Raw genomic sequence first — 12,479 nt, forward strand, 5'->3', positions numbered from 1 at the left:
TGTTTTGTAGGTAAGCAAATGGTTTTTTAGACTAAGTGATAAAAAACGACAAAAGATAATACTAGTTTGTGCTAAAAAAGTTTAAATTTATTGATAATTTTAGGTAAAATATAATAATTGAAGTATAGTCTTTATATTTGCAAGTATATAAATAGAAGGTATGTTAATGAAGCGATTAGATTTTAAGAATTATCTTTCAGTTATAGGAGGAGTTTTATTCTGTTTTAGTATGTCTAGTTCAGTGTATGCCCAAGAGAGTATGACATTCACTGAAGCGTATAATAAGATGTATCAAGATAACAGTCTTATTAAAGCAGTAGAAAAACAAGAAGAAATACATCATTATAAATGGGAAGCAATGAAAGGATTGAGATATCCTTCTATTAAAGCTTTTGGTGGCGGAGTCTATGTTGGACGTTCGCTAGGTATTGACTTAAATGGATTAAAGAATGGCATCGGTGATTTTATTCACTTGCCTAATCCTGATTTATTAGGAAATTGGTCTATGTCGTTTAATAAACGAGATATGGCATTTGGAGGATTTATGGCGACATGGCCTTTATATACAGGAGGGAAGATCAATGCAGCGATAAAGGCGCATGAAATCGAGAGTAAAATAGGAGAGAAAGATCTTGAAAAAACAAAGAACAAACTTATTACTGAATTAGCTCAGCGTTATTATTCTGTGAAGTTAGCAGAAGAAGCAGTTATAGTGCGTAAAGCCGTGTTAGAAGGAATGAATAAGCACTTGCATGATGCAACGAAGTTAGAGGAGCATGGTATGATAGCGGCAGTAGAGAAGATGAGTGCAGATGTAGCAGTATCAGAAGCAAATAGACAGTTAGATGGTGCTCTAAAAGACGCACAGCTAGCTAGGTTAGCTTTGGCTAACACATTAGAAATGGATGTAGTGACTGCTAATCTGCGCAGTGAGTTTTTTTCTATTCCACAATTAGAAAGTGTAAGTTTCTTTCAAGAGTCAGCAAATGATAATTATCCGGATTTGCAGAAATTAGTATTGCAAAAAGAATTAGCTGATCAAGGAGTTAAAGTAAAGCAGTCTGCTAATTACCCAACAGTATTTGGATTTGGTCAAACCATTCTAGCTCATAACAATCCTATTTTAGTAGGTGAAAAAGATAATAAACCTTGGGTAGTAGGTGTAGGAGTTACTTATACATTATTTGAAGGATTTAAAAATAAAAACGAAATTAGAGCAGCTAAAGCAACTAGAGAAAGTGTTGAATTATTTGAAGCTAAGGCTAAGAGTGATGTGAAGATGTTAGTGGCAAAGTTGTATCAAGATATACAAAAACAAGAAGATCAGATAAAGAATCTTAATGTACAAGAGAAGTTGGCAGTAGAGTATCTTCGCGTTCGAAACAAGGCTTTCTCAGAAGGTTTTGCTACGTCTACAGAAGTAGTAGACGCAGAGATGAATCTGTCAGGAGTAAGACTGATGAAGCTACAGGCTAATTATAATTATGCAGTAGGAGTGGCATCGCTCTTTGAAGTAGCTGGGTTAAGTCATGATTTTTTACAATACACAAACTAATATAAGCTTTAAGAAATGAAGAATAAAGTTGTAAGTGCAATCGTTGCAATCGTAATCGTACTTTTGATTTTAATAATCTCACTATGGTATATGAGTGCTCCTACAGAGACTTATTTACAAGGACAGGTAGATGCTACACAGATTAATGTAGCTTCAAAAATACCAGGACGAGTAGAGGATATTTTAGTAAAAGAGGGACAACAGGTTAAAGCTGGTGATTTATTATTAAAAATAAGTACTCCTGAAATAGATGCGAAGTTATTACAAGCAGAGTCTGCTAGAAAGGCAGCTCAAGCAATGGATGACAAAGCGAATAAAGGAGCTAGAGGTGAAGAGATATCTGCTACTTATAATATGTGGCAACAAGCTAAGGCTGGAGCTGAATTAGCAGAAAAAACGTATAAGCGCGTCGATAATTTATTTAATGAAAAGGTAGTACCTGCTCAAAAAAGAGATGAGGCATATACACAATACAAAGCTTCTCAAGAAGTAGAGAAAGCAGCTTATGCTAAGTATCAAATGGTGCAAAATGGTGCTCGTGTAGAAGATAAAGCAGCTGCATTAGCGATGGTAGGACAAGCACAAGGAGCAGTAAATGAGGTGTTATCCCTAAAAGGAGAAGGAGATGTTAAAGCTCCCCAAAATGGAGAAGTACTTAGTATTATGCCTAATAAAGGAGAGATTGTTAACTCTGGTTATCCAGTGGTTAATCTAGTAGACTTGTCAGATGTTTGGGTTTATTTTAATATAAAAGAAGATCTCATGCCTAAGTTTAAGATGAACGGTAAGTTTATGGCTAGATTTCCTGCTTTAGGTGATGAATTAGTAGAATTGGAAGTAAAATATATTGCCGCTCAAGGAGATTATGCAACATGGACTGCAACTAAGACTAAAGGTGATTTTGATATGAAAACTTTTCAAATAAAAGCTTACCCTACTAAGAAGGTTGAGGGGCTTAGACCTGGTATGAGTGCATTAGTATTAGAAAGTAGTTTGAAATAGAGATTTTAATGACGAAAAAAGGTTTTTTATCTATATTTAAAGATGAGTGTGTTCGGATATTCTCTTCACCTAGACTATTGGTCTTGATGATAGGAGTACCTGTGATGTTATTCTATTTTTACTTTTCCTTATTGAATAAAGGGATTTCGAGAGATATGCCAGTTACATTATTGGACTTAGACAAAAGTAAGTTGTCACGTCAGCTAGGACGTATGATAGATGCTACTGCAAGTATGGATATCGCTTACGAAGTGAGTGATGAATTAGAGGGACAAAAAACTATTCAAAAAGGAGATTCTTTTGCTCTAATTATAATTCCAAAAGATTTTCAGAAGAATATACAGAAGAGTATCTATACTAATGTAGTATGTTACTATAATGGACAGTATCTACTGCCTGCTGGTTTAATCCAAAGAGACTTTCAGTTAACTGCTGGTAGTTTTGCTGCAGGAGCAAAGATAATGAGCCTAGAACAAAGTGGACTGATGGCTGATCAAGCGGTCGCTACAGTAGTACCTACAGGTACTAATAGCCATGTGTTATATAATCCATATACAAGTTATGGTTATTATCTAAACGTTGCTTTTATGCCAATGTCATTTCAGATTATCATTATGGTAATCTCTATTTATGCATTTGGCTCAGTGCTGAAGTATAATCGAGGTAAAGAATTATTAGAGCGAAGCAATGACAATATATTCGTAGCTATTATCGCTCGCATATTACCATATACTTTAATATTCTGCCTACTAGGGTTGTTAATGAATTCACTGTTGTATTATAAGATAGGAGTACCTTTTAGAGGAAATTTCTTTGTGTTGAATTTATTCTTTTGTTCATTCGTGGTTGTGTGTCAGAGTATGGCTTTCTTTATGGCAACGCTATTGTCAAGTATGCGTACTGCGTTAACTATTGGAGGATCTTATGCTGCATTAGCATTCTCTTTTGCAGGATATACATTTCCACCAGAAGGGATGAGTGCATTCACTCGAGGGCTTAATTATATATTTCCCTTCCATTCGTATATGCGATTTACAGTTGATTATGCGATTAGAGGAATTCAATATAATAGTATTCAACAGAACTATGTAATAACAATGGCAGTGTTCGTATGTTTAGGAGCATTGTGTATTCCTATTTATTACAAGAAATTGAAGAAAGGAGGGTATAATGTTGAGAGGGTTGATAAATAATTGCGCTTTAATATTAGAAGCCTGTAAGCGTGAATTCAAGCTTATATTTTCAGATTCGGCTGTAGTAATGTCTTATATGCTATCAGTGATGTTAGTCGGTTTTTTCTATTCTTACGTGTATTCACATGAGACATTTGATGATCTGCCAGTTGCGATTGTAGATAATGATCAGGCTAAGCTAGGTCAGCAAGTAGGCAGAATGATAGATGCAACTCATCAGATAAAAGTGGTCTATAGAACTACTGATTTTGATGCCGCAAAAGAGATATATGACAAAGGTCAAGTAAGAGGGATTATAATGATTCCAAAAGACTTTACTAAGGATATGCAAAAAGGGGAAGTACCTGCTATATCAGTATATGCTGATGCTTCTTATATGCTGTATTATAAACAGACTTTAGGTGCTGTAATGGTATCTATGGGAACATTCAATGCTCAAGTAGAGGTCAATAAAGCTATGGCTAAAAGTACACCTATGGATCAGGCCATAGCTACTAGACGACCATTTAATGTTACTGCAGTACCGTTATATAATATTAATGTAGGATACGCTACGTTCTTAATGCCTGTTGTATTCATTATAGCTTTACAGACATTACAATTGACTGCTATGGGAATTATGGGAGGAACGTTGCGCGAAGGGGGAAGATTTGCTCAAGTATTCGCTTATGCAGAGAAAAGAAGATTTAATAATGTCTTTTTAACTTTTGGAAGAGGATTAGCATATTTAGTCATTTCTATGGTACTATTATTAATAGAGATATTAATAGTCATGCACGTATATAACTTACCTCAGAGAGGAAAGATAGTTGAGATAATGGTGTTCTTAATACCAGTTATATTATCTATTACATTTTTGGGAATGGGATTGGTAAACTTCTTTAAACGCAGAGAAGATGCTATTATGAGCATTACTGTATTTTCTATCCCAGCGTTGATGATAAGTGGTACTTCTTGGCCAACTGTTGCTTTTCCGGCTTGGATTAAAGCTGTGTCTGTCTTGGCTCCTAGTACATTAGGGGTGAAGGGATTCGTATCATTAACACAATTCGGAGCTTCATTATCTGAAATTAACGACGTATTTATTAAAATGTGGGGGCTTTGTCTTTTTTATTTTATATTTGCAGTCTGGACAAACAGGAGATTTAGAAGAGAAAACAAATAATTCAATATAGCTTTATTATTAGAGCAATAAAAAAGCAGAAGTATCATTACTTCTGCTTTTTTTATTTTCAATATCCAAATTTAGTGATTCAAATTTGGATATTGTTCTTTTAATTTGTCTTTAAAACGTATTCCCATTATTCTGTTTTTACCTAAGATATCTTTGACACCTGTTGTATAATCTGCTACTGGAGTACCTGATGTGTCTTTTGTTATTCTATCAAAGAATATTATATCAAAGGATGTACCTTCATTTTCTATTACTATCTTTTTACTTACTTTATTTCCTGCAGTAGCAAAGACTCTTGTAGCTTGATCTGTAGTATTTAAATCTGTTACTTTTGCTTTTGCCAATTTTTCTTTAGTTAAAGAAAAAGTATCAGTTAATTCTCCTTCTTCAAATAAAAGATAATGTAGATGTTCTTTGGTCAAAACTAGATAAGCAGCATTATCTACTTGTTGATATTTTGCTTTAACTCCTACAGCTCCCCAACCGATAACCTTTAACCCTGTTAATAAAGTGTTTTTGGTTTTTTCAGCCAAGTTACTGATGTAAGCGCACTCAGTGAAAGCTATGATAGGCTCTTCAGGATGAACCTCAGTAAGTTGTTCATAAAGTTGTGATAGTAGCTCCTTTTGAAACTCTTCACTTTTAGCAATCATAGTTGGAGATTCGTATTTCTTAGTAGTTTCTTTTTGTTTTTTCATTTGAAAAAACATAAAAGCAAAAGAACCTCCAAAGACAACAACAATAGCAGCAATTATTAATGGATCCATAGTTAATTTTTTAGTATTTTATTAATTATTAATAAGTTAAAATTAGCTAAAATATATTTAATACTATTGTCTTTTTTAGTTTTTTATTGATAATTTGTATATCCCTGATTTATTCTCATCATTGTCGGGATCTTCACATAATAAGAATTCTAAGTTGTTTCCTTCTTGACTATAGAGTGTGATTCCTTCGAATTTATGTGTGTTACTAATGGTTAGTGTTTTCTCTAGTTTTAGTTTAGCAGTGTTTATTCTTCCTAATATAGTTCCTTTTATTTCCCCATCAGCATAAGTTGATTTACCATCTTCAGCAGCGGCAAGGAAGTATATTTTATCTTCTACTTTTATGGCGTCAGTAAAGCTTGTTTGTACTTTATTAAGCTTTGGTAGTTTGATAGGAGTATAGGTGATTTGGAAGTCATTTAATATGTTGTTTCCCTTTACAACGAATATTCCATTAGCTCCTTTAGGCCCATTACCTCTATTAAAAAAATACCATAAGTCGTTATCATAAATCACTCCTTCAATATTAAAGTCCTCATCACTTAGATTAGCAAAACTTTTCATAGAATCATAAAGAATATCAAGTTCATTCTCTGATAACACTTCATTAGTCAATCTATTTACTTCTACTAATTTTATACGGTTGGGCTTAGACCCTGAGCCAAAAATATAATAGTTGATACCATCTGTAGTAATAGATTCATAGTCAGGTTTAGCAGTTTTGTGAATATTCTCTTCACTTAAGTTATCACTAACTAAAGTAGTTTTGTATAAATGTTGTTGCTCTATGTTATAGTGATAAAAGTAAGTAGAATTGTCCGAGATAATATGTACTTGATTATCGTCATATACTAGCCCTGAGGCAGCCCCAATACCTAATAGTTGAAAAAGTAGTTCTAAAGCAATTTGTTTCATGAGATAAATGTTTGTTTTAAAATAAAGTAGTAATTTAAGCTTTTAATTGTGATGAAATGAATTTAGAAGAAAAATATAGAATAAGCAATAGTAAAGTGAAGTTAGAAGAACTATCTACAGTTCCTGATTTAAACTTTTCGATGACTAAAGCTTTTCGAAAAGTAGACAAGTTAAGTCGCAACTTGGGCAAGTTTCAAGATGTTATGTATGCCCATAATCGCTATAGTGTACTGATTTGTATTCAAGGAATGGATACTGCAGGGAAAGATAGTTTAATACGTGAAGTATTCAAATCATTTAATGCTAGAGGAGTTGTTGTACAGAGTTTTAAGAAACCAACTTCGTATGAATTAGAGCACGATTATCTATGGAGACATTATGTCAATCTGCCTGAGAGAGGAAAGTTTACTGTTTTTAACCGTAGTCACTACGAGAATGTATTAATCTCACGAGTGCATTCGCAAGTGGTAATGAATGAGATGATACCTGGTATAGAGAAACCGACTGATCTAACAGAAGAGTTTTGGGATAAACGCTATGAGGAAATCAATAATTTCGAACAGCATATTGCTAACAATGGAGTTATCGTACTGAAGTTCTTTTTACACTTGAGTAAAAAAGAACAGAAGAAGAGAATATTGCGTAGACTTGAAAAGGAAAAGCACAATTGGAAGTTCGAACCAAGTGATATCAAAGAAAGAGAGTATTGGGATGATTATCAGAAGTATTATGAAGAAGCTATTAATAGAACGTCTACTGATCAGTGTCCTTGGTATGTGATACCAGCAGATGATAAGGCATACTGTAGATTTACTTTTGCTAAGATATTAGAAGAAGTATTCAGTAAATATGATGATATCAAGTTACCCAGACTAGCTCCTGAGATTCAGAAAGATTTAGATTTGTATATCGAGACATTAAAGAATGAAGAGTAAATTTATAATAAAGCCAATTCTAGTAGTAGAATTGGCTTTATTATTCAGTTATATGCTATTTCTTTTTGCTGTTCTTTTTTAAAGAGAATCCGTAGGCTAGACGGACAGCAAGTTGATCTGTATTATAATCATTAAAGTTTTCGTAGCGAAGACTTATATCTACATAGCGATTAGCATACCCTATAGCTGGTGACCATATAAAAGTATTTCCCATACCCTTATGTGTACCTATACCAGCTCCTAGTTCTCCCATCGCATAGATATTCTTGTTTAAGAATTGTTTAAAACCTGCTTTAACAGGTATTAAACCTAAGTCTCCATTATCACTATCAAATAGATGAGTATAACCAGAGGTAAGTGTAAATGATGTTTTTTGGCTTACATCATATTGTATTCTTGCGTCAATACCTACGGCGACATTATATTCAGAGTCTAATGGCAGACCACCATTTAATCCGAAACCAACTCTAAATCCTTTAGGGTAATAGGGTTTGTCTTTTTTTTGTGCTGTTACAGGTAATGCCGCTAATGTAGCAATAGCAAGAGAAGCTAAGGCTATTTTCTTAGTGAGCTTGAACATAAGTTTTGTGTTTTTATTTGTTGTTTGTACTAAATGCACTGCAATAAACTTGCCGTTTGAGAATTTGTTTTTGTTGATTCGCGTAATAAGGGAAGTTAGTTTAATCTACACTCAGTATATTTGCACAAAAATTAAGTAAATGAATTTATCAGTATATTATAAAGAATTCGGATATAACATACGATTAGCATACCCTATTATATTAGCCATGTTAGGTCACACGGTAGTGGGAGTAATTGACAATATATTAGTTGGAAAAATAGGTGCAACAGAATTAGCGGCAGCGTCTTTAGCCAATAGTTTTGTCTTTATAGGTATTTCTTTAGGAGTCGGATTCTCAACAGCTTTAACACCTCTAGTGGCACATAGTGATGCCGCAAAAGATGTTAATGAAGGTCGTTCAGTATTTGTCAATGGGTTGTTTTTATGTACTACTGTTGGGTTAATTTTGTTTGCTCTTATCTATTTTTGCAAGCCACTATTAATTTATATGGGACAGCCAGAAGAGGTAGTTACACTAGCTAGACCTTTCTTAGATATAGTTGCATTATCTTTAATTCCATTGGTAATGTATCAAGCGTATAAGCAGTTTGCAGACGGTAAGTCAAAGACTAAAAATGCAATGTATGCTACCTTAATTACTAATATAACAAATCTTGTATTGAGTTATTCTTTGATACACGGTGTGTGGTTATTCCCCAAAATGGGGATGTTAGGTGCTGCTTATGGTACACTTATTGCCCGTATTGTTATGTTAATATATATGCACTTTGCTTTGCATAAACAGGATATATTTAAGCCTTTTATGAGCGATATAAAGTTTAGTGAGGTAAAGAAGGCTATGATTACTAGGATTACTAAGATTGGTATCCCTTCAGGAATGATGAGTTTCTTTGAAGTTGCTTTATTTGTTGGTGCCGTTTGGTTATCAGGAATGATAGGTACAGAAGCTCAAGCAGCTAATCAAATAGCGCTTAGTATGTCATCTATGACATTTATGTTTGCTAGTGGATTAAGTGTAGCAGCGATGATTAGAGTAGGAAATCAAAGAGGATTAAAGGATTATGTGCAATTAAGAGTGGTAGCACGTTCTATTATTTTGATGGCAATATTGATTTACACTGTTTTTGCACTTCTCTTTGTCTTATTCCACAACTACATTCCGATGTTGTTTTTAGATAATAAAAACATCGAAAGTGCTGTAATGAATCAAGAAGTGATTAAATTAGCAGGCAAATTACTATTAGTAGCCGCTGTATTCCAAATATCAGATTGTATTCAAGTAGTGACATTAGGTGCATTGAGAGGTCTTCAAGATGTAAATATGCCGATGATTATTACTTTTGTATCATATTGGATTGTAGGTTTCCCTGTGTCAATATATTTAGGACTATACACAAGTGTAGGGGCAGCAGGAATCTGGATAGGGCTATTAGCAGGATTGACAATGGCAGCAGTTTGTCTTTATTGGCGTTTTCATAAACTGTCAAACAAATTAATAAATAATAATTAGAATAATATGGAATTACCAAAGTTCGTACTAGCAGATAATACAGAGTATCCAGAGGATATTTTTATTGTACATTTAGAATTTCCAAGATTTATCATCAATTTAAATACTGATGAGGTAGAATTCTTAGAATCGATAGAAGAGTCAGAAGAAGAAGAAATAGAAGCAGAGATGGAAGGGCTTATCGTTAAAGCAGGAGCGTTTTACGAAAGAGAAATGGAACGTTATGTAGACGATGAAGAATTAGATGAGGAAGACTAATATTTCATTAAGCACTTTCGATTTTATAATTTACTTGAATCGTCTGATTTGAAATAAAGATCCAATATTTTATGAGCAGCTGCAAAAGGTGATAACTCACTATTTTGCACTGCTTTTTTGTTTTCTACTAGCATTGCTTTTACTTCAGGATGGTTATGGAAGTTCATTAATATATTCTCATTGATAGTTTCCATCATCCAATATTGATTCTGTTCTTTGCGATGTAAATCAAAATATCTATTGTCTTTTGTCAATTCAATGTATTGTGTGATGATATTCCAAATTTCTTGGATACCAGTATTTTCGATAGCGCTACAGGTACTTACTTTGGGACTCCAGTCTGATGGTTTTCTAGGAAATAGATGTAACGCTCGGTTATAATCAAGTTTAGCCATATGTGCTTTTTTGACATTCTCACCATCCGCTTTGTTGATAATTACAGCATCTGCCATTTCCATTATTCCTCTTTTGATCCCTTGTAGTTCATCACCTGCACCAGCCAAACCTAATAGCAGAAAGAAGTCAACCATACTCTGTACAGCGGTTTCACTCTGACCAACACCTACTGTCTCTACCAAAATAGTATCAAAACCACAGGCTTCACATAATATAATACTCTCTCTTGTTTTTCTAGCTACACCTCCTAAACTATCTCCTGATGCTGATGGACGTATAAAAGCATTTTCTTCTTTTACTAATTCTTCCATTCGTGTTTTATCACCTAGGATGCTTCCTTTTGTGATACTGCTACTAGGGTCGATAGCTAATACTGCCACTTTCTTTCCTAGTTGAGTAAGTAGAAGTCCAAATGCTTCTATGAAGGTGCTTTTTCCAACTCCAGGCACTCCAGTGATACCAATGCGGATAGATTTGTTGGCATAAGGTAGACACCCTTGTACTATTTCTTCTGCTTGAGCATGGTGTTCAGGATTTAAGCTTTCTATTAAAGTAATCCCTTGACTCAAGGCTACTTTATCATTGTTTATTATTCTATTAATAATTTCAGCTGTCGATATTTTTTGTCTGCGTCTTTCTTGAAACTTAGCAATAGCACTTCTATCCGTAGTATTAGGTTGCTCTATACCTTGGTTTTCAGTTAACGCTGATTTATTATGATTATGCTGTAACATTTTTAAGAATCTAAATAGTTGGTAACAATGATAAAAGGTAAATGTACTAAAAATAGGCATATTTCGAAATTTATTTGAATGGTTAGGACAGTATATATACAACCTAGTATATTTGGGCTTAACGAAAAACGATGTAATGAATACTAAAATTTTTGCACCCAAAACATTAGTAAACAAAATCAATGAACTAACAGTAAATCAAAAAACAGTCTATCCAATACTGCTTGCAATTAGTTTTGGACACTTATGTAATGATTTTCTACAAGCAATAGTTCCAGCGGTTTATCCGTTGCTTAAGACTAATTATAATTTGACTTTTGCGCAAATAGGAATGATTACTTTCTGTTATCAAGTTTCTTCTTCTTTGCTTCAACCTTTAGTAGGTACCTATACAGATAAGCACCCTAAACCTTATTCTCAAATGATAGGAATGCTATGCTCTATGTTTGGAGTTATCTTATTAAGTTATGCGCCTAGTTATGCGATGGTACTCTGCGCAGTGGTATTAATAGGTATAGGATCATCTATCTTTCATCCAGAGTCATCTAGAGTCTCTTATGTAGCATCAGGTGGTAAACGAAGTCTGGCTCAGTCCATCTTTCAAATAGGAGGAAATACTGGAACGGCATTAGCTCCTTTATTAGTTGCGTGGATAGTATTACCTAAAGGACAACAACATCTATTGTGGTTTTTAGTGGTCGGAATTGTAGCCCAATTTATATATGCTTTTATTGGGGGATGGTATAAAGACGTTTTAAAAAATCAAGTAGGAAAGACCAAAAAAGCTATTCGTATACCTGAGCTGTCTAAGCTGAGAGTATGGATATCTATTGCTGTATTGTTGTTGCTCATTTTCTCTAAATATTTCTATGTAGCTAGTATTTCTAGTTATTTCCAATTTTATACAATGCAGAAGTTTGGACTAAGTGAAGTACAGGCACAAGTACATTTGTTCTATTTCTTATTAGCTGTGGCTGCAGGAACGTTGATAGGAGGTTTCTTTGGAGATAAAGTAGGACGTAAGTACATTATCTGGTTCTCAGTATTAGGAGTGGCTCCTTTTACACTAATGCTACCTTATGCGTCGTTAGAGTGGACAGGAATACTAATCGTAATTATAGGACTAATTTTATCATCTGCATTTCCTTCTATATTAGTATATGCGCAAGAGTTATTACCTCGAAAGATAGGTATGGTATCTGGTCTATTCTATGGTTTTGCCTTTGGTATGGGAGGATTAGGTTCTGCTGTATTAGGTTGGTGGGCAGATCATACATCAATAGAACATATCTATGTAATCTGTGCTTACCTTCCATTAATTGGTATCATAGCTGCTTTCTTACCTAATATGAAGAAAATTAAGTTTAGAGAAGAGGAGTAATATTAATAATAAAGTCTTTCTTTAATATATCAAAGGGCGTAAGTACTGTGATACTACGCCCTTTCTTATTTTATAT

12 protein-coding genes are annotated in these 12,479 nt (G+C 33.9%); 8 read left to right on the forward strand and 4 right to left on the reverse strand.

Annotated features, from left to right (window positions below; all coding sequences use genetic code 11):
* Window positions 1–166 precede the first annotated feature (166 nt).
* The 4 genes from LNQ81_RS10080 (at window position 167) to LNQ81_RS10095 (ending at window position 4,915) form a co-directional block, all read left to right on the forward strand.
* Entirely contained in the window at window positions 167–1,555 is a 1,389-nt protein-coding gene (locus tag LNQ81_RS10080; protein WP_229946383.1) for a TolC family protein, read from the forward strand.
* Between the two features lie 15 nt (window positions 1,556–1,570).
* On the forward strand, window positions 1,571–2,557 hold the full coding sequence (locus tag LNQ81_RS10085) for an HlyD family secretion protein (protein WP_229946385.1): 987 nt from the start codon (window positions 1,571–1,573) through the stop codon (window positions 2,555–2,557).
* Between the two features lie 8 nt (window positions 2,558–2,565).
* A complete protein-coding gene (locus tag LNQ81_RS10090; protein ID WP_229946388.1) occupies window positions 2,566–3,750 on the forward strand; it encodes an ABC transporter permease in 1,185 nt (394 codons plus the stop codon).
* A gap of 88 nt (window positions 3,751–3,838) precedes the next feature.
* Window positions 3,839–4,915 (forward strand): ABC transporter permease, encoded by a 1,077-nt coding sequence (locus tag LNQ81_RS10095; RefSeq protein ID WP_229946389.1) that lies wholly within the window; start codon window positions 3,839–3,841, stop codon window positions 4,913–4,915.
* A gap of 80 nt (window positions 4,916–4,995) precedes the next feature.
* Here LNQ81_RS10095 and LNQ81_RS10100 read toward each other — a convergent pair whose 3' ends face one another.
* A complete protein-coding gene (locus LNQ81_RS10100) occupies window positions 4,996–5,691 on the reverse strand; it encodes a hypothetical protein (RefSeq protein WP_229946391.1) in 696 nt (231 codons plus the stop codon).
* A 75-nt stretch (window positions 5,692–5,766) separates the two neighbouring features.
* Window positions 5,767–6,606, reverse strand: coding sequence for a DUF6929 family protein (locus LNQ81_RS10105; RefSeq protein ID WP_229946392.1), 840 nt, complete (start codon window positions 6,604–6,606; stop codon window positions 5,767–5,769).
* Window positions 6,607–6,662: 56 nt separating this feature from the next.
* Here LNQ81_RS10105 and LNQ81_RS10110 point away from each other — a divergent pair, with 56 nt between their 5' ends.
* Entirely contained in the window at window positions 6,663–7,541 is an 879-nt protein-coding gene (locus LNQ81_RS10110; protein WP_229946393.1) for a PPK2 family polyphosphate kinase, read from the forward strand.
* A gap of 55 nt (window positions 7,542–7,596) precedes the next feature.
* Here the strand turns inward: LNQ81_RS10110 and LNQ81_RS10115 are convergent, their stop codons facing one another.
* On the reverse strand, window positions 7,597–8,121 hold the full coding sequence (locus tag LNQ81_RS10115) for a hypothetical protein (RefSeq protein WP_229946394.1): 525 nt from the start codon (window positions 8,119–8,121) through the stop codon (window positions 7,597–7,599).
* 139 nt (window positions 8,122–8,260) lie between these two features.
* Here LNQ81_RS10115 and LNQ81_RS10120 point away from each other — a divergent pair, with 139 nt between their 5' ends.
* Complete coding sequence (locus LNQ81_RS10120; protein ID WP_229946395.1) at window positions 8,261–9,634, forward strand: MATE family efflux transporter; 1,374 nt, start codon at window positions 8,261–8,263, stop codon at window positions 9,632–9,634.
* Between the two features lie 6 nt (window positions 9,635–9,640).
* Window positions 9,641–9,892 (forward strand): hypothetical protein, encoded by a 252-nt coding sequence (locus LNQ81_RS10125; RefSeq protein ID WP_229946396.1) that lies wholly within the window; start codon window positions 9,641–9,643, stop codon window positions 9,890–9,892.
* 23 nt (window positions 9,893–9,915) lie between these two features.
* Here the strand turns inward: LNQ81_RS10125 and meaB are convergent, their stop codons facing one another.
* A complete protein-coding gene (gene meaB, locus LNQ81_RS10130) occupies window positions 9,916–11,022 on the reverse strand; it encodes a methylmalonyl Co-A mutase-associated GTPase MeaB (protein ID WP_229946399.1) in 1,107 nt (368 codons plus the stop codon).
* Between the two features lie 136 nt (window positions 11,023–11,158).
* On the opposite strand from meaB, the gene LNQ81_RS10135 reads away from it, so the two are divergent.
* Window positions 11,159–12,403 (forward strand): MFS transporter, encoded by a 1,245-nt coding sequence (locus tag LNQ81_RS10135; RefSeq protein ID WP_229946400.1) that lies wholly within the window; start codon window positions 11,159–11,161, stop codon window positions 12,401–12,403.
* The last annotated feature ends 76 nt before the right edge of the window (window positions 12,404–12,479 follow it).

Origin of the sequence: Myroides oncorhynchi (assembly GCF_020905415.1) — a bacterium.
GTDB classification, from domain to species: Bacteria; Bacteroidota; Bacteroidia; order Flavobacteriales; family Flavobacteriaceae; genus Flavobacterium; species Flavobacterium oncorhynchi_A.

Bases quoted from the DNA above. Each gene is read 5' to 3' on its own strand.
- LNQ81_RS10080 (WP_229946383.1), top strand. From the start codon at position 167: ATGAAGCGATTAGATTTTAAGAATTATCTTTCAGTTATAGGAGGAGTT.
- LNQ81_RS10085 (WP_229946385.1), top strand. From the start codon at position 1,571: ATGAAGAATAAAGTTGTAAGTGCAATCGTTGCAATCGTAATCGTACTT.
- LNQ81_RS10090 (WP_229946388.1), top strand. From the start codon at position 2,566: ATGACGAAAAAAGGTTTTTTATCTATATTTAAAGATGAGTGTGTTCGG.
- LNQ81_RS10095 (WP_229946389.1), top strand. From the start codon at position 3,839: ATGTTAGTCGGTTTTTTCTATTCTTACGTGTATTCACATGAGACATTT.
- LNQ81_RS10100 (WP_229946391.1), bottom strand. From the start codon at position 5,691: ATGGATCCATTAATAATTGCTGCTATTGTTGTTGTCTTTGGAGGTTCT.
- LNQ81_RS10105 (WP_229946392.1), bottom strand. From the start codon at position 6,606: ATGAAACAAATTGCTTTAGAACTACTTTTTCAACTATTAGGTATTGGG.
- LNQ81_RS10110 (WP_229946393.1), top strand. From the start codon at position 6,663: ATGAATTTAGAAGAAAAATATAGAATAAGCAATAGTAAAGTGAAGTTA.
- LNQ81_RS10115 (WP_229946394.1), bottom strand. From the start codon at position 8,121: ATGTTCAAGCTCACTAAGAAAATAGCCTTAGCTTCTCTTGCTATTGCT.
- LNQ81_RS10120 (WP_229946395.1), top strand. From the start codon at position 8,261: ATGAATTTATCAGTATATTATAAAGAATTCGGATATAACATACGATTA.
- LNQ81_RS10125 (WP_229946396.1), top strand. From the start codon at position 9,641: ATGGAATTACCAAAGTTCGTACTAGCAGATAATACAGAGTATCCAGAG.
- meaB (WP_229946399.1), bottom strand. From the start codon at position 11,022: ATGTTACAGCATAATCATAATAAATCAGCGTTAACTGAAAACCAAGGT.
- LNQ81_RS10135 (WP_229946400.1), top strand. From the start codon at position 11,159: ATGAATACTAAAATTTTTGCACCCAAAACATTAGTAAACAAAATCAAT.